This is a genomic window from Geodermatophilus sp. SYSU D00965 (assembly GCF_054050075.1).
The window spans coordinates 26,499-47,741 of the sequence record NZ_JBJGYQ010000025.1 but is presented as its reverse complement, the minus strand read 5'-3'; the positions used below and the strand labels follow the sequence as shown (position 1 = coordinate 47,741).

The window sequence follows — 21,243 nt, the reverse complement described above, 5'->3', positions numbered from 1 at the left end:
GGACCTCGTCGTCCGGTCGTCGGTGCCCCTCGTCAGGCACGGGGGTGCGCCACGGATGGTGGACAGAGTGTGCTCCCGCCGCGGCGGGCGGGCAGGTCGGGACGTCGTCCCGGGTGGTGCCGGCCGGGCTCGGCAGCTGGTGCTGCCGAGCCCGGCCGGGACTCGGGGTGCGAGGTCAGTCGGCCTGGCCCTTGGCGACCTCGTCGGCCGTCCAGTAGCCGGTGTCGACCAGCTCGGACTGGATGTTGTCCGCGTAGACCGTCACGACCGGCAGGAGGTACGACGGGACGACCTTCACGCCGTTGTCGTAGGTCTCCGTGTCGTTGGCCTCCGGCTCGTTGCCCTCGGCGAACGCCTGCGCGGCCTTGACGGCCTGCTCGGCCAGCTGACGGGTGTCCTTGAAGATCGTGGAGCTCTGGACCCCGTCGGCGATCAGCTTGACCGAGGCGATCTCGGCGTCCTGGCCCGTGACGGGCGGCATCGGGTTCGGCTGCGAGTCCAGGTTGGGGCCGTAGCCGGCGTTCTGCAGCGCGGTGATGATGCCGCGGGACAGGCCGTCGTAGGGCGAGAGGACGCCGTCGACGCGCGAGCCGTCGTTGTAGGTGGAGGTCAGCAGGTCCTCCATCCGCCGCTGGGCGGTCTCCTGCTGCCACCGCAGGATGGCGACCTGCTCGATGTTGGTCTGGCCCGACTTCACGACCAGGGTGCCGTCGTCGATCTTGGGCTGCAGGACCGACATCGCACCGTCGAAGAAGAAGTGCGCGTTGTTGTCGTCCAGCGAGCCGGCGAACAGCTCGATGTTGAACGGACCGGTGGCGGAGCCGGCCGAGCCGTCCTCGTTGAGCAGGCCCAGACCGGTGAGCAGCGCGTTGCCCTGGGCCACACCGACCTGGAAGTTGTCGAAGCTGACGTAGAAGTCGACGTTCTCGCTGTCGCGGATGAGCCGGTCGTACGAGATGACCGGGATGTTGTTGGAGGCGGCGTTCTCCAGCTGGCCGGAGAGCGCGGTGCCGTCGATCGCCGCGACGACGAGGATGTCGGCACCCTCGGTGATCATCTGGTCGATCTGCTGGGACTGGGTCGGGATGTCGTCGTTGGCGTACTGCAGGTCGACGGTGTAGCCCTCGCCCTCCAGCTGCTCCTTGACGTTGTTGCCGTCGGCGATCCAGCGCTCGGAGGTCTGGGTCGGCATCGAGACGCCGATCGTCAGGTCCTCCGCCTCGGTGCCGCCGCCGGCACCCCCACTGCCGCCGGCACCCTCGCCGCCGCACGCCGCCAGCGTGAGCGCCAGGGTGGCGCTGACAGCGGCGAAGCCGAGCCTTCTGCTCACGTGATCTCCTCCTCGAGATTTCTGCGCGCTCGACCCGGCGCAGGCCCGCCCGTGGCGAGCGGCACAAGTGTGAGCGTTAACAAAGGGGGGCCGTCAACCCCTGGACGCCAATCCATCGTCACGGTCTCGTAACGCCGCAGTCGTTCGGGTGCAATGCGTCCGCGGCGCATGGCCCTGCGTCGCGAAAGGCCTTACTGGGGAGTAACATCCGCCGCTCCCCGGGCTGTCGACGGCCGCCCGCGAGACCTCCCCGGAACGCAGTCGAGCTCTGCCCCCGACCGTGGGCAGAGCTCGAGGAGGGGCCGCACCGTCACCCCGGCGGGCTCGTGCCCTGCTCACCGGGGTGGACAGGGCACGAGCGTCCGGAGGTGGTGCCCGCCGCCGGTGCGGCGGGACTCAGCGCAGGGTGATCTGGCGGGACAGCAGGCCGGCGCGGGCGCGGCGCTCGTCGGCGGTGAGCGGCTCGGTCGCGGCCAGGGCCTGCTCCAGCCGGTCCTGGAACGCGGTGGCCGCGTCGGTCCAGTCGGCGGCCGGGGTGTCGGCGGGCAGGTCCCACACGGGGACGACGAGGCCGTGGGCGCGGAAGGCGCCGGCGTACCGGGTGCCCTCGCCGAGGGTGACCTGCTCGGCCGCCCGCAGCCGGGCCAGCGCGTCGAGCAGCCGCTCCTCCGGCTCCGGACGCACCCAGCGCAGGTGCGCCCGCTCGGCCGAGGGGCGCACCCAGTACGCCGCGCCCAGGCCCGGCAGCAGCTCGGTGGGCAGCACCGCAGCGTTGGCCTGCTCGAGTCCGGCGCGCGCCGCCGCCGACGGCTCGGTGCCCTCCAGCCAGAAGCCGAAGTCGGGGTGCACGGTGACCTCGAACGGGGCGTCGAGGTCGAGCAGCTCCTGCAGCCGTGGCCCGGCCGAGCCGGCGCCGCCGATGGGACCGGGGTCGACCGGGGCACCGGTGGGCGCCTCGAGGGCCGCCGCCAGCGCCGTCCCCAGGTCGCGGCTGACGTCGTCGGAGGAGGTCTGCAGCTGGACGCCGAGCAGGATCTCGCCGTTGGCCCGCACCAGCGCGGGAGCCCCGCCGGGCAGCACGCTGGCCAGGGTGACGTCCCGGCCGTCGGTGGTCGTCAGCGGCACGGTGGCCGCGGGCACCAGCTCGCGCAGGGCGACCCAGTGCGGCTCACCGGGCAGCCCCTCGAAGGGCCGGGTCACCGGCGGCGCGTAGCCCGAGCCGTGGCAGTGCTTGTAGCGGCGGCCCGAGCCGCACGGGCAGGGCGCCTTCGGGTTGACGCCGCCGTCCGTGGCGGACGACGCGGCGGGGGGAGCGGAGCGCTTGCGGGTCGCGGAGCGGGCCATGGGACGAGGGTAGGGGGACGCCCGCGACCGCCCTCATAGGCTGCGTGGGGTGACCAGCACAGCCCCGCTGCTCGACCTCACCGACCCCGCCGTCGTGGCCGACCCCTACCCGGCGTTCGCCCGGGCACGGGCACAGGCGCCGGTGCAGTGGCACGAGGGGCTGGGCCTGTGGCTGGCCTTCACCCACGCCGAGAGCAACGCCGTCCTGCGCGACCGGCGGCTGGGCCGGATCTGGCGGGACAAGCAGCCGGCGGAGCGGTTCGGGAGCTTCAACCTCATCCACCGCAACGCGATCCTGGAGATGGAGCCGCCGTCGCACACGCGGCTGCGCCGGCTGGTCAGCACCGCGTTCGCGCGCGGCCACGTGGAGCGGCTGCGGCCCTGGGTCGAGGACCTCGCCGGCCGGCTGGTCGACGAGCTCGTCGAGCGCTCCGGGGGCAGCGAGCCGGTCGACGTCCTCTCCGGCATGGCCGAGCAGCTGCCGGTCGACGTCATCGCCGAGCTGCTCGGCGTCCCCCAGGCCGACCGGCCGCTGCTGCGGCCGTGGTCGAACGCGATCGTGAAGATGTACGAGTACGGGCGCACCGCGGCCGTCGAGGAGGCGGCCGAGCGGGCGGCGGACGAGTTCGTCACCTACCTGCGCGAGCTGGCCGCCGACCGGCGCCGGCACCTCGGCGAGGACCTGGTCAGCCACCTGGTGAGCGTCCGGGACGCGGACGGCGACCGGCTGACCGAGGACGAGCTGGTCACCACCTGCATCCTGCTGCTCAACGCCGGTCACGAGGCGACGGTCAACGTGACCGGCAACGGGCTGCTGGCGCTGCTGCGCTCGCCCGACCAGCTGGCCCGGCTCCGGGCCGACCGCGGCCTGCTGCCCACCGCGATCGAGGAGCTGATGCGCTTCGACTCGCCGCTGCAGCTGTTCGAGCGCACCGCCGGCGCCGACGTCGAGATCGGCGGCGCGACCGTGCGGGAGGGCCAGAAGATCGCCGCGCTGCTGGGGGCGGCCAACCGCGACCCCGCCGTCTTCGCCGACCCGGACACCCTCGACGTGGGCCGCCCGGACAACCCGCACATCTCGTTCGGCGCCGGCGTCCACTTCTGCATCGGCGCGCCGCTGGCCCGCGTCGAGCTGCAGGCCTCGTTCGGTGCGCTGCTGGACCGCACGTCGCGGCTGGAGCTGGGCGGGGAGCCGGTGCGCCGCCCGGAGTTCGTCATCCGCGGCCTGGCGCAGCTGCCCGTGGTGCTCCGCTGATCTGTCGACCTCCGGCCTCCGACCGGGCTCCAGAGCCCCGGTGTCGTCGCCGACCTCGCGGCACGACGCGGGTCCGGCGGCCACGCGGCGAGGTCGGCGCCCGGGCGGTACTCACCGGTAGATCGTGAGCCAGCTCACTGGCACGATGCGGCCATGCGCGGGCTCATGCAGGACTACCCCCTGACCATCGATGCGATCTTCCGGCACGTCGAGCAGCACTACGGCGACGGCACCATCGCCACCGCCGGGCCCGGCGGGATCACCCGGACGACGTACGCGGAGTGGGCTCAGCGCACCCGGAAGCTGGGCGGGGTGCTCGACACCCTGGGCATCTCCGAGGACGGGCGCGTGGGCACCTTCGGGTGGAACAGCCAGCGCCACCTGGAGCTGTACTTCGCGGCGCCGTCCACCGGCCGGGTGCTGCACACCCTCAACATCCGGCTGTTCCCCGAGCAGCTGACCTACATCGCCAACCACGCCGAGGACGAGGTCGTCTTCGCCGACCGCACGGTCCTGCCGCTGCTGTGGCCGCTGATCGACACCATGAAGACGGTCAAGCACGTCGTGGTCATGGACGACGGCGGGGACAACGAGATCCCCGACGACCCGCGGGTGCTCGACTACGAGGCGCTGCTCGCCGAGGCCTCCCCGGTCGACTTCCACGTCACCGACGAGTACCGGGCCGCGTCGATGTGCTACACGAGCGGCACCACCGGCAACCCCAAGGGCGTCGTCTACAGCCACCGCTCGACCTGGCTGCACACGATGGGCGTGATGGCGCCCAACGCGTTCGGCCTGGGCATCCAGGACGTCGCGATGCCGGTCGTGCCGATGTTCCACGCCAACGCGTGGGGGATCGCCCAGGCCGCCCCGGCCGCCGGCGCCTCGCTGGTCATGCCGGGGCCGATGATGCAGCCGCAGGCCCTGGCCGACCTGATCATCGACGAGGGCGTCACCTTCACCGCCGGCGTCCCGACCATCTGGCAGGGCGTGCTGCCGCACCTGGCCGGCCGCGAGCACAAGCTGCGCTGCATCGGCTGCGGCGGCTCGGCGGTGCCCAAGGCGCTCTCGGAGGCCTACCGCGAGCAGATCGGCCTGGCGATCCTGCAGGCCTGGGGCATGACCGAGACCCACCCGGTGGCCTCCTCGGGCGTGCTGCCCCGCCGGTTCCTCGACGCTGACGAGGAGACCAAGGCCACCCAGCGGGCGCGCGCCGGCATCCCGTTCCTCGGGGTGGAGGCGCGCATCGTCGACGCCGAGACGTTCGAGCCGCAGCCGTGGGACGACAAGGCCACCGGTGAGCTGCAGGTCCGCGGCCCGTGGTGCGCCCAGGACTACTACAACCCCGACGCCGGCGTGGTGCTGTCCACCCCGGACGGCTGGATGCGCACCGGCGACGTGGCGGCCATGGACGAGTACGGCTCGATCCGCATCGCCGACCGCACCAAGGACCTCATCAAGTCCGGCGGCGAGTGGATCAGCTCGGTCGACCTCGAGAACGTGATCATGAGCCACCCGAAGGTGAAGGAGGCGGCGGTCGTCGGCATCCCGCACCCGAAGTGGGACGAGCGCCCGCTGGCCTGCGTCGTCGTCAAGCCGGGCGAGACGATGACCGAGGAGGAGGTGCTCGAGCACCTGCGGCCCCAGGTCGCCAAGTGGTGGCTGCCCGACGCCGTCGAGTTCATCGACGAGGTGCCCAAGACCAGCGTCGGCAAGTTCTCGAAGAAGGACCTGCGCGCCCGCTTCGCCGAGCGCCCCGTGGAGAGCTGAGCGGAGTGCCAGGGGCGAGGATCCCTCACCCCTGGCGCTCCGCTCAGCGCACGAAGGGCGGCTGGCCGGTCTCGCTGACCATGGGCCGGCCGGCCGCCTCCCACTCCCCCATCCCGCCGCCGACGTTGACCGAGTCGAAACCGTTGGCGTTGAGCCACGCGGCCACCCGCGCCGAGCGCCCGCCGCTGCGGCACACCACGTAGAGCGGGTCACCCTCGGGCAGCTCGTCGAGCCGGGCCGGCACCTCGCCCATCGCGATGTGCGTCGCGCCCTCGATGTGCCCGTGCACCCACTCGTCGTCCTCGCGGACGTCGAGGACGACGGCGTCGCCGGGGAGCTCGCCGGCGGGGACGGTCGGGACCTGCTGCGGCATCACACACCCCATCGTGACACGCGGCCGCACGCCGCCCGGCTGCGAGGATGGGCGGCGATGACTGCCGAGACCACCGCGCCGGTCCGTGACCCCGCCTGGGCGCTGTCCCGCTCCGCCATCGGGCTGTGGGTCACCGAGGGGGTGCTGGGCACCCTGTTCTACGGGGCCCTGGTGGCGGCCTTCGTGCTCTTCGTCCCCGTGGGCGGCCCCGTGCCGGTGCTGCGCTGGGTGCTGCCGGCCCTGCTGCTGGTGTACGCGGTCGTGGCGATCGGCGTCCGGCCCCGGTTCCGCTACCGGGTGCACCACTGGGAGGTCACCGACGAGGCCGTCTACACGCTCACCGGCTGGCTGACCCGCACCTGGACGCTGGTCCCGATCTCGCGCATCCAGACCGTCGACGTGACCCGCGGCGTCCTCCAGCAGCTGTTCGGCCTGGCCACGGTCGCCGTGCTGACCGCCTCCAGCCAGGGCACCGTGCGGGTGCTGCACCTGGAGGCCGACGTCGCCCGGCGGGTGGCCGACGACCTCGCCCGCCGGGCCGAGCTGGTCCGCGACGAGGCGACATGACCTCCCCCGAGGGACTCCCGGCCGCCCCGGCCGCACCGGCGCCCGACGTCGAGGCCCGGCGGACGTCGCCGCGCATCGTGCTGGTGCACACCGTCACGTTCCGGCAGGCCCGCCAACTGGTGCCGCTGCTCATCCCGCTCGCCGCGGTCGTCGGCTTCGACGACGGGCTGACCACGGTCGCCCTGCTGGCCGTCGCGATCACCGTGCTGTCGCTCGTCGCGGCCGCGCTGGGCTGGTGGCGGTTCAGCTACGTCGACGGGCCGACGGCGCTGGTGGTGACCCGCGGGCTGCTGGCCCGCTCGGTGCGCACGGTGCCCAACGACCGCATCCGCGGCGTCGAGGTCGAGACGCCGTTGCTGCACCGGCTGTTCGGCCTCGTGCGGGTGCGCATCGACGCCGCGGCCGGGTCGGTGGGCGTGAACCAGGAGGAGGTCGTCATCGACGGCGTGCCGGCCGCCGAGGGCGACCGGCTGCGGACCCGGCTGCTGGCCCGCCGCGTCGCGACCGGCCCGGCGGCCGCGCCGGGGACGGCGGAGCCCGAGGAGCCGGCCGAGGAGGAGTTCGCCCGCTTCGACGACCGCTGGCTGCTGTACGCGCCGCTGGTCGGCAGCTACCTGGTCGTCCCGCTGGCCGCGGTGGGTGCGCTGTTCCGGTTCGTCGACGAGCTGCCCGACGGTCTGGTGCCCGAGGTCGCCGGCCCCGACCTGTCCGACCCCCGCATCGCGCTCGGCGCGCTGGCGGTCGCGGTGCCACTGCTGGCGCTGGCCGCGGTCGTCGGCGCGGCGCTGGTCAACTGGCGGTTCCGGCTGGTCCGGCGGGGCGGGTCGCTGGTCGCCGTCCGCGGGCTGCTCACCCGGCGGCACACCGAGCTGGAGGTCGACCGCATCCGCGGCGGCACGCTGAGCGAGGGGCTGGGCATGCGGTGGGTGCGCGCCGCCCGGGTCAACGCCCTGGTCACCGGGCTGGGCCAGGCCAACCGGCGCGGCCAGCTGCTGCCGCTGGGCCCGCGGTCGGAGGCGCAGGCGCTGCTGGGGCGACTGGTCGAGGACCCCGGACCGCTGACCGCGCACCCGCCCGCGGCACGGCGCCGGCGGCTGGTCCGGGCGCTGGTGGCCGGCCTGCTGGTCGCCGCGGCGGGGGTCCTCGCGACCGCCACCCTCGGCTGGTGGTGGCTGCTCGTCGCCGGCGGCGTGCTCACCGTGCTCGGCGTGCCCATGGGGATCGGGCGGTACCGGTCGCTCGGGCACCGGGCGGGGCCGCGCTCGTTCAGCGTCCGCGGCGGCTGGCTGGTCCGGGAGCAGGCGGTGCTGCAGCGCCGCGCCGTCGTGGGGTGGCGGGTGCGGCAGAGCGTGTTCCAGCGCCGTGCGGGGCTGGCCACGGTGGTCGCCTGCGTCGGCGCCGGCAGCGGTGGCTACGCGGCGGTGGACCTCGCCGCCGCGGACGTCGCCGGCTTCACCGCGGCGGCGTCGTCCGGGACGTGGGCCGGAACGCTCGCCCCGCGCTGAGCAGGCCCGCCGCCGCGGCGGGAGCGTCAGCGGCCAGCAGGCCCGCCGCGGCCAGCACGTACCGGACGTCGACGGCGACCTCGGCACCGGCCAGCACGCCGCCGGCTCCCCCGCGGTCGGCGGCGATCCGCGCCGCAGCGGCGTCCACCGCGTCGGGCGCGCCGTGCCGGAACACCCCGCCGGACAGCACGACCAGGCCGACGGCGCGCGCCCCGGCGCCACCGCCGTAGGCCGCCTCCGCGCGCAGGTGCCGGCGCAGCGCGATGGTCGCGGCCGCCGTCCCGAGGTCGAGCGGGTCCGCCCCGGGCAGCGGGACCTCCTCCGCCGCGGCAGCCGCACGCAGCGCGTCCGCACTCGCCTCGACCCCGAGGTCGCCCTCGACGGTGCGCCGCGCCGCCGGGACCCCGACCGCCTCGCGGCCCAGCGACGCCTGCTCCGCGTCCGGGTCGGGCACGCAGTAGACGTCGGTGGTCGCGCCGCCGACGTCCACCACGACGACCCCCGGGACGTCGGCGCCCGCCCGGCCGGCCGCGAGCACCGACACCCCGGCGAGGACGGCGTCCGGCGTCACCGTGCGCACCCACTCGCGCAGCCGCGGGTCGGTCGACAGCCGGTCGCCGCCGATGACGTGCCGGAGGAACACCTCCCGGATCGCCGCCCGCGCCGGCTCCGGGGCCAGCCGGCCGATGTCGGGCAGCACGTTGGCGGTCTCGGTGACGGGCACGCCGCCCGCGCGCAGCAGCGCCGCGACCTCGTCCCGGACGGCGGCGTTGCCGGCCAGCACGACGGGGACGGACCTGACCCCCGAGGCCAGCGCCACCGCGTTGTGCCGCAGCACCGAGGACTCGCCGCCGTCGGTGCCGCCGACGAGCAGGACGACGTCCGGCTCGGCCGCCCACAGCCGCGCCAGCGCCGCCTCCGACAGCCGGCCGGCGGCCACGTGGACGACGCGGGCCCCGGCCGACAGCGCGGCACGGTGCCCGGCCTCGGCGCTGATCAGCTCCTCGTACCCGACCACCGCCAGCCGCAGCCCGCCGCCGGCGCTCGAGCAGGCGAGCACCGGCGCGTCGGGGAAGGCGGCGGTGGCGGCGAGCACCCCGCGGACGACGTCGTCGGCGTCGGTGGGTGCCTGCGCGCGGGCCAGGAGCACGCCGCCCGGGAGGTCGACGAGGGCGGCCTTGGTCCAGGTCGACCCGATGTCGACGCAGGCGACCGCGCTCATGCCGGCGGCAGCCCGGAGAGGACGGTCGGCGCGGTCACCGGGCGACCCTAGCCGCGCGTGCCGGTCTCCGTTCGTGGGTAGCGCGGGGAGCCATGACCTCCGATCCGGCACCGTTCCGGAGGTCAGCCCTGCCGGCCCGTCGACTTCCCCAGGTTCACCCGGCCCGCGAGCGCGGCGGCCTCCACCCGGGTGGTCACCCCGAGGCTGCGCAGCAGGGCGGCGACCAGCCGCTTGGCGGTCCGCTCGGACACGTGCAGCGTGGTGGCGATCTCCACCGTCGGGGCGCCGTCGGCCACCAGCCGCCACAGCCGGCGCTCGTCGGCGGTCAGCCGCTCGGGGATCCCCTGCTCACCGGTGGGGGTGGCGTCGTCCAGCAGCCGGCGCAGCAGGTCGTCGGGGACGACCGACCAGCCGTCGAGGACCGCCAGCAGCGGGCGGACCAGGTGCTCGGGGTCGGCGGTCTTCGGCAGGTAGCCGGCCGCGCCCGCCCGCAGCGCCTCGATGGCGTCCTCCGTCTCGGCCATACCGGAGAGGGCCACGACCCGGACCATCGGGTCGGTCCGGAGGATCGCCGCGATCGCCCGCGTCCCGCCCGGGGGCGGCATGTGCAGGTCGACGACGGCGACGTCGGCGTGGTGCCGGCGCACGAGGGCGGCCGCCGCCGAGGCGTCATCCGTCGTCCCGACGACCCTCACCCGCCCGTCACTCACGCCGGGCAGGAGCAGCGCCAGACCACGGCTGAACAGCGGGTGGTCGTCCACCAGCACGACATCGACAGGGCGGCGCTCAGCACCGGCGTCGGTCACCTGCCACTCCCCCCGACGGTCGCCGCGCACCGGCACGGGCTCACCGGTTGCGCACGATGGAGGTGCCCATGACCCTCGCCGCCAACCCCTCGACCTGGCACACCCCGCCGCGGCTGCTCTCCGGCCTGGCCCGTCGGGTCCGGGCCGGCCTGCCCCGCCGTACCCGACCGCGGCCGGCCAGCGCCGACGACGCGGTGGTGCGCGCCCTGTGCCACGACATGTGCACGCCGTTGGCCTCGCTGGAGGCCCTGCTCGGCTCGCTGGGCCAGGACGTCGTCGACCCCGACGAGGTGCTCGAGCTGGCCCGCGCCCAGACCGCCCACCTGTCCTCCATGCTGCGGACGGCGGCGGCCGCCGGTGGCGCCGCGTCGCGGACCCCGACCTCGCGCCGGCTGACGGACGTCGTGCACGCCTCGGTGACCGCCTCCGGGCTCCCCGCGCACCAGCTGACCGTGGCGTTCGGCGAGGACGCTGCGGACGTGCGGGTGGCCGACGCCCGGGTCCAGCGGATCCTCATCAACCTGCTGGAGAACGCGCACCGGCACGGGGCGGGCGCGCCGGTGCGGCTGGCGCTCACCTGCCGCCCGGCCTGGGTGGACCTCGCGCTGACCCAGGCCGTCGCGCACCCCGAGCGGCTGATCGGGCACCTGGGTGCCGAGCTGCCGCCGCCGGACCTCACGGGGCTGGGCCTGTGGTCGGTCCGGCGACAGACTCGGGAGCTCGGCGGGCAGGTGGTGTGGGACGCCGACGGCGCCTCGCTGACCCTCATCGTGCAGCTCCCCGACCGCTGAGCGGAGTGCCACGGCGCGGATCCCGCGTCCCTGCCACTCCGCTCCCGTGAGGTTGGCACCGGGGGGCCAGAGACCGGCACGGGCGGGCCACCGGGCGCGGGCAGATCCCTGGTGTCACCGCATCGGCGGTGGTCGCGACGACGCAAGGGAGCACCCGTGTTCACGCACACCCACGCCCTGCAGTACGAGGCAAAGCCCGACGGTCCGGACCCGGACTTCGCCCGCAAGATGCAGGAGGTCCTCGGCGGTCAGTGGGGCGAGATGACCGTCGCCACGCAGTACCTGCTGCAGGGCTGGAACTGCCGGCTGCCCGGCAAGTACAAGGACCTGCTCCTCGCGATCGGCACGGAAGAGCTGGCCCACGTCGAGATGATCGTGACGATGATCGACCGGCTGCTCGACCACATCCCGCTCAAGCCGGACGCCGCCGACCGCACCAAGGAGGCCGCCGCCGGCTACGGCCAGCACAACCCGCAGCACCCGATCGTCAACGGCGCCGGCGCCTCCTACATGGACAGCATGGGCAACCCCTGGACCGGCGCGTACGTCACCGCCAGCGGCAACCTGATGGCCGACTTCATGTACAACGCCACCGCCGAGATGCAGGGCCGCCTGCAGGTCGCCCGGCTCTACAACATGACCGACGACCCCGGGGTCAAGGACATGCTGCGGTTCCTCATCACCCGCGACCACTACCACCAGCAGCAGTGGCTGGCCGCGATCGAGGAGCTCAAGGACGACGGCCTCGAGGGCATCCCGGTGCCGGAGGCGTTCCCGCTGGAGGAGGAGGTCGGCGACCTGGGCTACACCTTCATCGACGCCTCCGACGGCCCCGAGGCCTCGGCCGGCCGCTGGGCGTCGGGCCCGTCGGTCGACGGCCGCGGCCAGTTCTCCGCCCGCCCGATCGAGGCGACCGCCGACGCACCGATCCTGCCGCCCGGCGACCCGCGGCTGTTCCCGACCCCGCAGCAGCCGGGGCAGTCGTTCCTCCAGAAGGCCAAGGACATGCTCAAGTGACCTGCTGAGGCTCCTGTCCTGCGCCGTCGCCGCGCCGGCGGCCGGGTCCTCGGCGACCCGGCTGCCGGCCGGCGGGACGCCTCCGCCCCCCAGGAGGAAGCACCGTGCACCTGTCCCTCCCCGCCGTCCTGCTGACGGTGGTCTACGCCGCGGCGCTCGCCGTCGCGGTCACCGCACCAGGCCAGCACACCCTGGCCGGCCTGGTCGTCCTCACCGGCCTGGTCAGCCGCTGGGCCGTGCGCCACCGGCGAGCGCACCGCGCCGTCCCCGTCGTGGACGCCGTCCTGGCCCCCGACGCCGCCCCCGCGGCCCGGGCCGCCTGAGCAGCGCACGAGGCGCGCGCCCCCGACGGGACGCGCGCCTCGGCCACGCAACGGAATGGAACGGCCCCCTCCCGGGCCCCGCCCCGAGCGGAGCGAGGGGTGGGGAGGAGGGGGTCCTTTCAGTGCTGGACGGCCTTCTCCGCCCCGATGCCGGTGAGCGCCCGCACCTCGAGCTCGGCCCACTTGGCCTCGTTCGGCTTCTCCTTCGACAGGACGGTGCCCAGCCAGCCCAGGAAGAACGACAGCGGGATGGACACCAGGCCCGGGTTGTTGAGCGGGAACCAGGAGAAGTCGACCCCCTGGATCAGCGAGGTGCTCTTGCCGGTCGCCTCCACGATCGGCGCACCCGACACCACCGGCGAGAAGATGATCAGGACGATGCAGGCGATCAGCCCGCCGTACATCGACCACAGCGCGCCCTGGGTGGTGAAGCGCTTCCAGAACAGCGTGTAGAGGATGGTCGGCAGGTTCGCCGAGGCGGCGACGGCGAAGGCCAGCGCCACCAGGAAGGCGATGTTCAGCCCGGCCTGCAGCGCCAGGATGCCCAGCCCGATGGAGATCGCGCCGATCACGACGGCGGTGATGCGCGCGACCTTCACCTCGCCGTTCGGCGGCACGTTGCCCTTCTTGATCACCGAGGCGTACACGTCGTGCGCGAACGACGCCGACGCGGTGATCGTCAGGCCCGCGACGACCGCGAGGATCGTGGCGAACGCGACGCCGGCGATGATGCCCAGCAGGACCGTGCCGCCGAGCTCGAAGGCCAGCAGCGGCGCGGCCGAGTTCACCGCGCCCGGCGCGCCGAGGATCGTCTCGGGGCCCACCAGGGCACCGGCGCCGTAGCCGATGATCAGGCTGAACAGGTAGAAGATGCCGATCAGCCAGATCGCCCAGACCACCGAGCGACGGGCGTCCTTCGCCGTCGGCACGGTGTAGAAGCGCATCAGGACGTGCGGCAGGCCTGCCGTCCCGAGCACCAGCGCGAGGCCCAGGGAGACGAAGTCCAGCTTGGAGGTGTCGGTCGCGCCGTACTGCGCCCCGGGTGCCAGGACGTCGCGGCCCTCGACGGCCTGGTCCACCGCGCCGCCGAGCAGCGCCGACAGGTTGAAGCCGTAGAGGCCCAGGACCCACACGGTCATGACCAGCGCGCCGGCGATGAGCAGCGAGGCCTTGATGATCTGCACGTAGGTGGTGCCGCGCATGCCGCCGACGAGCACGTAGATGATCATCAGCGCGCCGACCAGCACGACCACGAGCGCCTGGGCCGCCTCACCGGTGACCCCCAGCAGCAGGGTGACCAGGCCGCCGGCGCCGGACATCTGCGCCAGCAGGTAGAACAGCGACACCGCCAGCGTGGAGATGGCCGCGGCGGTGCGCACCGGCCCCTGCCGCATCCGGAAGGCGAGGACGTCGGCCATCGTGAACCGCGCGGTGTTGCGCATCAGCTCCGCGACCAGCAGCAGCGCCACCAGCCAGGCGACGAGGAAGCCGATCGAGTACAGGAACCCGTCGTAGCCGAACACCGCGATGGCGCCGGCGATGCCCAGGAAGGAGGCCGCCGAGAGGTAGTCGCCGGCAATGGCCAGGCCGTTCTGCGTCCCGCTGATGTTGCGGCCGGCCGCGTAGTAGTCGGCCGCGCTCTTGTTCGTCCGGCTGGCCCGGAACGTGATGACCAGCGTGATGGCGACGAAGACCCCGAAGATCGCGATGTTGATCGCTGGGTTGCCGATCGTCGCGCTCTCGGCGGCGAGCACCTCAGCGGCCACGGGTGATCTCCTCGTCCATCGACGCGTCCCGGTGACGCGCGTAGTCGTGGTGCTCCAGCCGCTCGCGCATCTCGTCGGCGATCGGGTCGGTGCGCCGGTCGGCGTGGGCGACGTAGAGGTGCGTGATGACGAACGTCGTCACGAACTGCGCGAGGCCGAGCAGGATCCCGAGGTTCACGTTGCCGAAGACCGGCGTGGACATGAAGTCCGGCGCGTAGGTCGAGAGCAGGACGTAGAGCAGGTACCAGACCAGGAACGCGACCGTCATCGGGAACGCGAACCGACGGAACCGCCGCTTGAGCTCCGCGAACTCGGGTGAGGCCTGGGCCTGCTCGTACTCCTCCGGTGTGAGCAACCGGCGTTCGGCGGGTGGTGTCACGGTGCGCCCTCCCCTGTCAGGACTGGGAACCTGCTGTGTGATCGTGATCACTGTAGAGACGTGTCGACCCGCCGTGTGCTGTTCGAGACGGAACCGTGTCGGACGATCCGCCGATCGGGCGCAGGGCCCGTCGCCGACGTTGCCTGACCGTCCGGCGTCCGTAACCGGGCGGGAACGCGGCCGCGCTGCAATGGGTCATGGACACGCCTGGGACGACGTCGACGGGGTGGTTCCCGGTGGCCCGCGCCGCCGAGGTCGGGACGACGCCGGTGCCGGTGGGCGCCGGAGGCCGGCCGTACGTGGTGGTCCGGCTCCGGCCCGGCGGTGAGGTGAGCGCCTTCCCCGCGCGCTGCCCGCACCGGCTGGTGCCGCTGGCGGCGGCGACGGTCGTCGGGGGCCGACTGCAGTGCCCGTACCACGGGTGGCGGTTCGACGCCGAGGGCCACTGCGTGTCCATCCCGTCCCTCGGCCCCGACGGCTCACCCCCGCCGCGGGCGGACCTGGCGATGCCCTGGGCCGTCGAGGAGCGGCACGGCTGGGTCTGGCTGGCGCCCGAGCCGACGGCCGCTGCCGTCCCGCCGCGCCCGTCCGCCGGCACGGCCACCGAGCCGGCGCCGCCGCCGGAGGAGCCGCGCGGCCCGGTGTTCGGCAACCTCGACCGGTCCCTGGAGCACGCGTGGCACCCCGTCGCACTGTCCCGGGAGCTGGTCCCCGGGGGCTGGCTGCAGGTCCGGCTGCTGGGCCGCACCTGGCTGCTGCGCCGCACCGCGCACGGGCTGGAGGTCGAGCCGCCCGCGTTCGCCGTCGTCGAGCGCCTCGGCGTCGTCTGGCTGGCCCCCGCCGAGCCGCACGACGTGCCCCTGGACGTGCCGGAGGACGGCGACCGCCGGTTCGTGAGCACCTGGCTGCCGCCGGTCCGCTCGCCGGGCCCCGCCGGGCCGCTGGCCGACACCTTCTTCGACGTGGCGCACGCGCCGTTCGTGCACAGCCGGATCGGCGGCTCCGCGGACGCCGCCGAGGTGCCCGCCTTCGACGTCGTCCCGGAGGAGGGCGGGTTCCGCGCGGAGCTGGAGCGCCCGTACGAGACGCCGCACCACCCCGACGGCGTGGCCGGCCCGCCGGTCCGGCGCCGCGCCACCTACACCTACCGGGCGCCGTTCCAGCTGCGGCTGCGGCTGGACTCCCCCGACACCGGCGCCGTGACGACGATCCTGTGCCTGCTGCAGCCGGAGGACGCCGACTCCACCCGCGTCTACACCCGGATGCTGGTGTCGGCGGGCCCCGGGGCGCGGCTGCCCTGGCCGGACGACGTCGCCCGCGAGGTGGCCATCCAGCGCCGGGTGCTCGCCGAGGACCTCGCGCTGCAGGCGCAACTGCCCGACAGCGGGCTGCCGCTGGACGTGCGCGACGAGCTGCACGTGCGCTCCGACCGGCTCGGGGTGGCGCTGCGCCGCGCGCTGGCCGACTTCGCGGCCTCGGCCCGGCACCTCCGCGGCGCCGCCTGAGCTCGGTCAGCCGGCCGGCAGCAGCTCGCCGCAGGCCGCGCAGCGCGTGGGCGGGTCCTCGTCGGCCAGCCGCCCGCAGGCGGGGCACACGCGCGCCTGCCAGCACGCGGGGTCGCCGCCCTCGGGCTCGGTCGGCACCGGGGTCGGGTCGGGCTCCGCCGCCACCTCGGCCTCCGGCTCCGGCGGGGAGTCCAGCGCAGTCCCGAACTCGCCCAGGGCGGCGAGCACCTCGCCCCGTCGGCCGGGAGGGAGGGCGTCGAGCGCGGCCCGCAGCTCGGTCAGCCGCAGCGCGTCGTAGCGGTCGAGCAGCGCGGCCCCGGCGGCGCTGAGCTCGAGGGCGACCTCCCGGCGCGTGCGCGGTGAGGGCCGCCGCTCGGCCAGGCCGGCGGCCACGAGCCGGTCGACCAGACGGCTCGCCGTGGACACGGTGACGCCCAGGGCCCCGGCCAGCCCGGCCAGCCTGGCTCCCTCGCGCCCCCGCAGCACGGTGAGCGCGCGCAGCTGCGTCACCGAGACGCCCCCGAGCCGGCCCGCCGCCCGGGTGGTGACCCCCACGACCCCGCGGGCCAGGGCGATGAGCACGTCGTCCTCGGCGGCCGTCACGCCGGTCATCGTGACGCTTTCATTGCAGTACGGCAACAGTTGGTATCCAGCACAACCGCACGGGTAGGTGCCGTCCCGACGCCGTCCACGAGAAGGAGAACCCGTGTCCCCCAGCGGAAGCGCCCGCCGACTGCCGCTGCCCACCCTCGCCGTCGTCCTGGCACTGGCCGGGTGTGCCGGTGACGAGCTCCCCGACGTCGACGACAGCGGCGCGGTGGGCCCCGACGTCGTCGTCGACGAGACGATCAAGCTGCTGCAGGTCCAGCTCGAGTTCCCGCTCGACGGGGTCCACGAGGAGGGCGAGGACGCCCGGCTGTTCCTCGCCATCGCCAACGACGGATCCGAGGCCGACACCCTCCTCGACGTGCGCGGGCCCGACTTCACCGATGCCGAGCTGGTCGCGGGCGGAGCGCCCGGGACCATCGCCGTCCCGCCCGACGACAACGTGTACGTCGGTGCCGAGGGCGCCCCCTCGGTCGTCCTGGAGGACCTGCGGACGCCGCTGCGGTCGTCGCAGTCGATCCCGGTGACGTTCGTGTTCGAGGACGCCGGAGAGGTCACGGTGGAGGCGGTGGTCGCGGCCGAGGGCGAGGACCCGGCCGCGCCGTTCGACTTCCCCGACCCGGCGGAGGACGTCGACCCCTGACGCGGCGCGCAGGCGCACTCCGCTGGGATGCTGGCGGTCGTGCCGTCCCCCGCTGCCCGCCGCACCGCCTTCGCCGTCGCCGCCACTCTCGCCGGGCCCGCCGTCTGGGTCGCCCGCGCCGCCCGGGGCCTACCCACGGCGCTCGGCGCCAACCGCCGGGAGGTACGCAGGTACGCCGGGAAGTCGCCGCAGTTCTCCGAGGGCCGGTTCCACAACCGGATGACCACCCCCGCGCTGCCCCCGGCCAGCGCGCGGCGGGGGCTGCTGCGCCAGATGCACGAGGAGCGGCACACCGGGCTGCCCGCCCGACCGGTGCCGCTGGCCCGCCCCGCGCTGCCGGCCGAGGCCGGGGAGCTGGCCGTCACCTGGTTCGGGCACTCCAGCGCGCTCATCGAGGTCGACGGCCGCCGGGTGCTGGTCGACCCGGTGTGGGGGGATCGCGTCTCGCCCTCCCCGCTGCTCGGCCCCACCCGGCTGCACCCGGTGCCCGGTCCGCTCGCCGAGCTGCCGCCGGTCGACGCCGTCCTCGTATCGCACGACCACTACGACCACCTCGACCTGCCCACCGTCCGCGAGCTGCTGCGCACCCAGACCGCCCCGTTCCTGGTGCCCCTGGGCATCGGGGCGCACCTGCGCGGGTGGGGCGTGCCGGAGGAGCGCATCGTCGAGCTGGACTGGGACGGCGCGGCCGTCGTCGCGGGGCTGACCATCACCTGCACCGAGGCCCGGCACTTCTCCGGCCGGTTCTTCGCCCGGGACACCACGCTGTGGGCCTCCTGGGCCATCGCCGGGCCGCGGCACCGGGTCTTCTTCGGCGGCGACACCGGCTACACCCCTGCCTTCGCCGGCATCGGCGCCCTGCTGGGCCCCTTCGACCTGACCCTGCTGCCGATCGGCGCCTACAACGACGCGTGGCAGTACATCCACATGACCCCCGAGGAGGCCGTGCAGGCCCACGGCGACCTCGGCGGCGGGCTGCTGGTCCCGGTGCACTGGGCCACGTTCAACCTGGCGTTCCACCGCTGGGCCGAACCGGTGCAGCGGCTGTGCGCCGCCGCCGAGCGGTCCGGCGCCCGGGTCGCCGTGCCACGGCCCGGCGAGCGGGTCGACGTCCTGACCCCGCCCCCGGTCACCGACTGGTGGAGCGTCGTCGGGTCGGCCGCCGACGAGCCGGTCGACCAGGGGGACGGCGGGGTGGGCAGCTCGGTGCTGGCGCGGGCGGCGTCCTGGCTGACCGCGCGGCGGCAGCTCGACTGACCCGATCGGTGGTGCCCCACTCGGTGGGGCAAAACAGAAGTGCTTCGGACTCAACGAACCCCGGGGCAGGGTCGAAGGTCCCTCACACCGGACACAGGAGAGGGACTCCGACGATGCTGTTTCCCCGCCGAGCACCGTCCGCCGCCGAGGACCCGCGGGCCACCGAGGCCCGCGTGAACGTGGCCGCGGTGACCGCCGTCGTCACCGCGCTCAGCCGCAGCACGACCGCCGAGCAGGCCATCGGCACCGCCCTGGACCTGGTGCGCGAGCGGTTCGGCTGGGCCTATGCCTCCCACTGGCGGATCGACCCGGCTGAGCGCGCGCTCCGCTTCGGCCAGGAGTCCGGCGAGGCCGGTGCCGAGTTCCGCGAGGTGACCCTTGCGGCGTCCTTCGCGGAGGGTGTGGGGCTGGCCGGCCGGGCCTGGCGCGCCCGCGACCTGGTCTTCGTCGAGGACCTCGCCGAGGTCACCGACTGCGTCCGCGCCCCCGCCGCACGGCGGGCCGGCGTCCGGTCCGGCGTCTGCCTGCCGATCGTGGTCGCCGGGGAGGTGGTGGGCACCCTCGACTTCTTCGCGACGCGGACGCTCGCCCTGTCCCCCGGCCGGGCGCAGGCGCTGCGCAGCGCCGGGTTCCTGCTCGGCCAGGCGCTGGAGCGCTTCGCCGCCGCGGAACGGCTGGAGACGGCCGGCCGGGAGCTGCTGGAGTCGATCACCGAGGTCGAACGGAACGTGCTGTCGGCGACCGCGGTGGCCGACGACGGCCGCCGGCTGGCCGCCGAGGCCGACTCCGAGGTCGCGGGCCTGGGGGAGTCCAGCACGGACATCGGCAAGGTCGTGAAGGTCATCCGCGGCATCGCCGACCAGACCAACCTGCTCGCGCTCAACGCCACGATCGAGGCGGCGCGGGCCGGGGAGGCCGGCCGCGGGTTCGCCGTCGTCGCCGGGGAGGTCAAGGAGCTGGCGCTGGAGACCGCACGGGCGACCAGGGACGTCGACGCGAAGGTCACCGCGATCCAGGGCCAGGTCGAGCGCGTGGTCGCCGCGCTGCAGGCCATCGCGGCCGTCGTCGGGCGGATCAACGAGACCCAGCAGGTGATCGGCGGCGTCCTCACCGAGCAGGCCGCGGTGACCCGCCAGATCCTCGGCTGAGGAAGGACCTCCTGCCCCCCACCACTCGCGAGGTCGCGGCGGGGCCCTGCAGGGGGCCACGCCCTGAGCCGGTTCCGTTCAGGTCAGGAGCCGGGCCACCTCGGGCAGGTCCCCCGCCTCGCGCTGCGGCGTCCCGCCCTGCGGGTCGAGCACGTGCCCCGGGCGGCGCAGCCGGACGACGTCGATGCCGGCGGCCAGGGCGCCGCGCACGTCCCGCGCCGAGGTGGCCACGTGCACCAGCCGGCCCCCGGCGCGGTCGAGGGCGCGCCGGTAGAGGGCGGCGGCCGGCTTGTAGGCCCGCAGCCGCTCGGAGGTGAGGACGGCGACGTCGTCCACCAGGGGCGCGACGCGGGTGCGGGCGAAGACGGCGTCGTCGACGTTGGACAGCACCCCGACCCGGTGCCGCGCGCCGATCGCCGACAGGCCCGCCTCGACGTCCGGCCACAGCGGCCAGTTCCCCACCGAGGCCAGCAGCTCGGCGGCGTCGCCGTCGGGGTCGCGGTCCACCCCGAGCTGCGCGTAGGCGGTGGCCAGCGCCCGGCGGCTGTGCTCGGCGAACGGCACCCAGGCTGCCTCGTCGCGCTGGGAGGCCTTGTTGGCGGCGTCCCACACGTCGTAGAGGGCCGCGCCGTCGGCACCGGTGATCCGCGCGAGCGCCGCCGAGCCACCCGCTCGGGAGTCGATCAGCGCGCTGAACAGGTCGACGGTGACCAGCACGAACGGCCCGATCAGCGCAGCAGCTTGGACAGCCGCCGGTCGGCCAGGGGCTTGCCGCCGGTCTGGCAGGTCGGGCAGTACTGCAGGGAGGTGTCGGCGAAGCTGACCTCGCGGACGGTGTCCCCGCACACCGGGCAGGGCAGCCCGGTGCGCGCGTGCACCGTCAGCCCGGAGCGCTTCTCGCCCTTCATCGTCGCGGCCTGCTGACCGACCTGGCGCTCCAGCGCGTCGGTCAGCGTGGCCCGCACCGCGTCGTAGAGCCGGACGACCTCGTCCTCGGTCAGCTTGTCGGCCATCTTGAACGGCGAGAGCCGGGCCGCGTGCAGGATCTCGTCGGAGTAGGCGTTGCCGATGCCGGCGACCAGCGTCTGATCGGTGAGCGCGCCCTTCAGCTGCCCGGAGCGGCCGGCCAGCAGCGCCGCGAACGCCTCCCGGTCCACCTCGAGCGCGTCGGGGCCGAGCCGGGCGATCCCGGGGACCTCGGCCGGCGTCCGGACGACGTAGACCGCCAGCCCCTTGCGGGTGCCCTGCTCGGTGAGGTCGAAGCCGTTGCCGTCGTCGAGGTGGGCGCGCAGCGCCAGCGGGCCCTTCCCCGGCTTCGGCGGCGCGGTCGGCAGCCCGGTGCGCCAGTGCAGCCAGCCGGCGCGCGCCAGGTGGACGACCAGGTGCAGGCCGGAGACGTCGAGGTCGAGGAACTTGCCGTGCCGGGCGACGCCGGTCAGCTCGAGGCCGGCCAGCGAGGTCAGCGGCGGGTCGAAGGTCTTGATCGCCTGGACGGCGGCCAGGTCGACCCGCGTCACGACCCGGCCGACGGCGTTCGTGCGGAGGAACGCGGCCAGCGCCTCCACCTCGGGCAACTCGGGCACCCGGCCATGATGCCCGCTCGGACTCCCGGCCGCCGTCCCCCGATCCGGGCGGA

21 protein-coding genes are annotated in these 21,243 nt (G+C 74.8%); 11 read left to right on the top strand and 10 right to left on the bottom strand.

The window, feature by feature from the left end; translation table 11 throughout:
• Positions 1-175 precede the first annotated feature (175 nt).
• Positions 176-1,330 (bottom strand): multiple monosaccharide ABC transporter substrate-binding protein, encoded by a 1,155-nt coding sequence (chvE, locus tag ACI789_RS20695; RefSeq protein ID WP_457011276.1) that lies wholly within the window; start codon positions 1,328-1,330, stop codon positions 176-178.
• Positions 1,331-1,726: 396 nt separating this feature from the next.
• On the bottom strand, positions 1,727-2,674 hold the full coding sequence (locus tag ACI789_RS20690; RefSeq protein WP_457011275.1) for a DUF5926 family protein: 948 nt from the start codon (positions 2,672-2,674) through the stop codon (positions 1,727-1,729).
• 49 nt (positions 2,675-2,723) lie between these two features.
• Between ACI789_RS20690 and ACI789_RS20685 the strand changes: the two genes are divergently transcribed.
• Together ACI789_RS20685 and ACI789_RS20680 are read left to right on the top strand one after the other, a co-directional pair.
• A complete protein-coding gene (locus tag ACI789_RS20685; protein WP_457011274.1) occupies positions 2,724-3,929 on the top strand; it encodes a cytochrome P450 in 1,206 nt (401 codons plus the stop codon).
• A gap of 153 nt (positions 3,930-4,082) precedes the next feature.
• The gene (locus ACI789_RS20680) at positions 4,083-5,699 is read left to right on the top strand and encodes a long-chain fatty acid--CoA ligase (protein WP_457011273.1); all 1,617 of its coding nucleotides are present in this window, start codon (positions 4,083-4,085) and stop codon (positions 5,697-5,699) included.
• A 43-nt stretch (positions 5,700-5,742) separates the two neighbouring features.
• Here the strand turns inward: ACI789_RS20680 and ACI789_RS20675 are convergent, their stop codons facing one another.
• Positions 5,743-6,072 carry a rhodanese-like domain-containing protein gene (locus ACI789_RS20675; RefSeq protein ID WP_457011272.1) on the bottom strand — a complete coding sequence of 110 codons (330 nt, stop codon included), beginning with the start codon at positions 6,070-6,072 and terminating at the stop codon, positions 5,743-5,745.
• 57 nt (positions 6,073-6,129) lie between these two features.
• Here ACI789_RS20675 and ACI789_RS20670 point away from each other — a divergent pair, with 57 nt between their 5' ends.
• Together ACI789_RS20670 and ACI789_RS20665 are read left to right on the top strand one after the other, a co-directional pair.
• Positions 6,130-6,639, top strand: a complete 510-nt coding sequence (locus tag ACI789_RS20670) for a PH domain-containing protein (RefSeq protein WP_457011271.1) — start codon at positions 6,130-6,132, stop codon at positions 6,637-6,639.
• Positions 6,636-8,144, top strand: coding sequence for a PH domain-containing protein (locus tag ACI789_RS20665; protein ID WP_457011269.1), 1,509 nt, complete (start codon positions 6,636-6,638; stop codon positions 8,142-8,144). The genes ACI789_RS20670 and ACI789_RS20665 overlap by 4 nt, the downstream gene beginning before the upstream one ends.
• Here ACI789_RS20665 and ACI789_RS20660 read toward each other — a convergent pair.
• Both ACI789_RS20660 and ACI789_RS20655 read right to left on the bottom strand, forming a co-directional pair.
• Positions 8,092-9,366, bottom strand: a complete 1,275-nt coding sequence (locus ACI789_RS20660) for a glutamate mutase L (protein WP_457011268.1) — start codon at positions 9,364-9,366, stop codon at positions 8,092-8,094. The genes ACI789_RS20665 and ACI789_RS20660 overlap by 53 nt on opposite strands.
• Before the next feature lie 122 nt (positions 9,367-9,488).
• Positions 9,489-10,172 (bottom strand): response regulator transcription factor, encoded by a 684-nt coding sequence (locus ACI789_RS20655; RefSeq protein ID WP_457011267.1) that lies wholly within the window; start codon positions 10,170-10,172, stop codon positions 9,489-9,491.
• A gap of 68 nt (positions 10,173-10,240) precedes the next feature.
• Between ACI789_RS20655 and ACI789_RS20650 the strand changes: the two genes are divergently transcribed.
• The 3 genes from ACI789_RS20650 (at position 10,241) to ACI789_RS20640 (ending at position 12,303) form a co-directional block, all read left to right on the top strand.
• Entirely contained in the window at positions 10,241-10,963 is a 723-nt protein-coding gene (locus ACI789_RS20650; RefSeq protein ID WP_457011265.1) for a sensor histidine kinase, read from the top strand.
• Positions 10,964-11,119: 156 nt separating this feature from the next.
• Positions 11,120-11,980: a manganese catalase family protein gene (locus ACI789_RS20645; protein WP_456919970.1), complete on the top strand. Its 861-nt coding sequence runs from the start codon at positions 11,120-11,122 to the stop codon at positions 11,978-11,980.
• Between the two features lie 104 nt (positions 11,981-12,084).
• Positions 12,085-12,303: a hypothetical protein gene (locus ACI789_RS20640; RefSeq protein WP_457011264.1), complete on the top strand. Its 219-nt coding sequence runs from the start codon at positions 12,085-12,087 to the stop codon at positions 12,301-12,303.
• Positions 12,304-12,422: 119 nt separating this feature from the next.
• Here the strand turns inward: ACI789_RS20640 and ACI789_RS20635 are convergent, their stop codons facing one another.
• Both ACI789_RS20635 and ACI789_RS20630 read right to left on the bottom strand, forming a co-directional pair.
• The gene (locus ACI789_RS20635) at positions 12,423-14,069 is read right to left on the bottom strand and encodes a solute symporter family protein (protein ID WP_456919972.1); all 1,647 of its coding nucleotides are present in this window, start codon (positions 14,067-14,069) and stop codon (positions 12,423-12,425) included.
• On the bottom strand, positions 14,059-14,448 hold the full coding sequence (locus ACI789_RS20630) for a DUF485 domain-containing protein (RefSeq protein WP_457011262.1): 390 nt from the start codon (positions 14,446-14,448) through the stop codon (positions 14,059-14,061). Before ACI789_RS20630 ends, ACI789_RS20635 begins: the two co-directional genes overlap by 11 nt.
• A 197-nt stretch (positions 14,449-14,645) precedes the next feature.
• Here ACI789_RS20630 and ACI789_RS20625 point away from each other — a divergent pair, with 197 nt between their 5' ends.
• Entirely contained in the window at positions 14,646-15,953 is a 1,308-nt protein-coding gene (locus ACI789_RS20625; RefSeq protein WP_457011260.1) for a Rieske 2Fe-2S domain-containing protein, read from the top strand.
• Between the two features lie 6 nt (positions 15,954-15,959).
• Here the strand turns inward: ACI789_RS20625 and ACI789_RS20620 are convergent, their stop codons facing one another.
• Positions 15,960-16,556: a MarR family transcriptional regulator gene (locus ACI789_RS20620; protein ID WP_457011259.1), complete on the bottom strand. Its 597-nt coding sequence runs from the start codon at positions 16,554-16,556 to the stop codon at positions 15,960-15,962.
• Positions 16,557-16,659: 103 nt separating this feature from the next.
• On the opposite strand from ACI789_RS20620, the gene ACI789_RS20615 reads away from it, so the two are divergent.
• The 3 genes from ACI789_RS20615 to ACI789_RS20605 all read left to right on the top strand — a co-directional run bounded on the left by ACI789_RS20615 (position 16,660) and on the right by ACI789_RS20605 (position 19,607).
• Positions 16,660-17,202, top strand: coding sequence for a copper chaperone PCu(A)C (locus tag ACI789_RS20615; protein ID WP_457011257.1), 543 nt, complete (start codon positions 16,660-16,662; stop codon positions 17,200-17,202).
• 39 nt (positions 17,203-17,241) lie between these two features.
• Positions 17,242-18,459, top strand: a complete 1,218-nt coding sequence (locus ACI789_RS20610) for an MBL fold metallo-hydrolase (RefSeq protein ID WP_457011256.1) — start codon at positions 17,242-17,244, stop codon at positions 18,457-18,459.
• A 113-nt stretch (positions 18,460-18,572) separates the two neighbouring features.
• Positions 18,573-19,607 carry a methyl-accepting chemotaxis protein gene (locus ACI789_RS20605; protein ID WP_457011254.1) on the top strand — a complete coding sequence of 345 codons (1,035 nt, stop codon included), beginning with the start codon at positions 18,573-18,575 and terminating at the stop codon, positions 19,605-19,607.
• A gap of 78 nt (positions 19,608-19,685) precedes the next feature.
• On the opposite strand, the gene ACI789_RS20600 is transcribed toward ACI789_RS20605, so the two are convergent.
• Together ACI789_RS20600 and ACI789_RS20595 are read right to left on the bottom strand one after the other, a co-directional pair.
• Positions 19,686-20,324, bottom strand: a complete 639-nt coding sequence (locus ACI789_RS20600; RefSeq protein ID WP_457011253.1) for a haloacid dehalogenase — start codon at positions 20,322-20,324, stop codon at positions 19,686-19,688.
• An 11-nt stretch (positions 20,325-20,335) separates the two neighbouring features.
• Entirely contained in the window at positions 20,336-21,190 is an 855-nt protein-coding gene (locus tag ACI789_RS20595; protein WP_457011252.1) for an Fpg/Nei family DNA glycosylase, read from the bottom strand.
• Positions 21,191-21,243: the final 53 nt, after the last annotated feature.

Coding starts and splice junctions, on each gene's coding strand:
- ACI789_RS20690 (WP_457011275.1), bottom strand. CDS start 2,674: ATGGCCCGCTCCGCGACCCGCAAGCGCTCCGCTCCCCCCGCCGCGTCG.
- ACI789_RS20680 (WP_457011273.1), top strand. CDS start 4,083: ATGCGCGGGCTCATGCAGGACTACCCCCTGACCATCGATGCGATCTTC.
- ACI789_RS20675 (WP_457011272.1), bottom strand. CDS start 6,072: ATGCCGCAGCAGGTCCCGACCGTCCCCGCCGGCGAGCTCCCCGGCGAC.
- ACI789_RS20670 (WP_457011271.1), top strand. CDS start 6,130: ATGACTGCCGAGACCACCGCGCCGGTCCGTGACCCCGCCTGGGCGCTG.
- ACI789_RS20665 (WP_457011269.1), top strand. CDS start 6,636: ATGACCTCCCCCGAGGGACTCCCGGCCGCCCCGGCCGCACCGGCGCCC.
- ACI789_RS20660 (WP_457011268.1), bottom strand. CDS start 9,366: ATGAGCGCGGTCGCCTGCGTCGACATCGGGTCGACCTGGACCAAGGCC.
- ACI789_RS20650 (WP_457011265.1), top strand. CDS start 10,241: ATGACCCTCGCCGCCAACCCCTCGACCTGGCACACCCCGCCGCGGCTG.
- ACI789_RS20625 (WP_457011260.1), top strand. CDS start 14,646: ATGGACACGCCTGGGACGACGTCGACGGGGTGGTTCCCGGTGGCCCGC.
- ACI789_RS20605 (WP_457011254.1), top strand. CDS start 18,573: ATGCTGTTTCCCCGCCGAGCACCGTCCGCCGCCGAGGACCCGCGGGCC.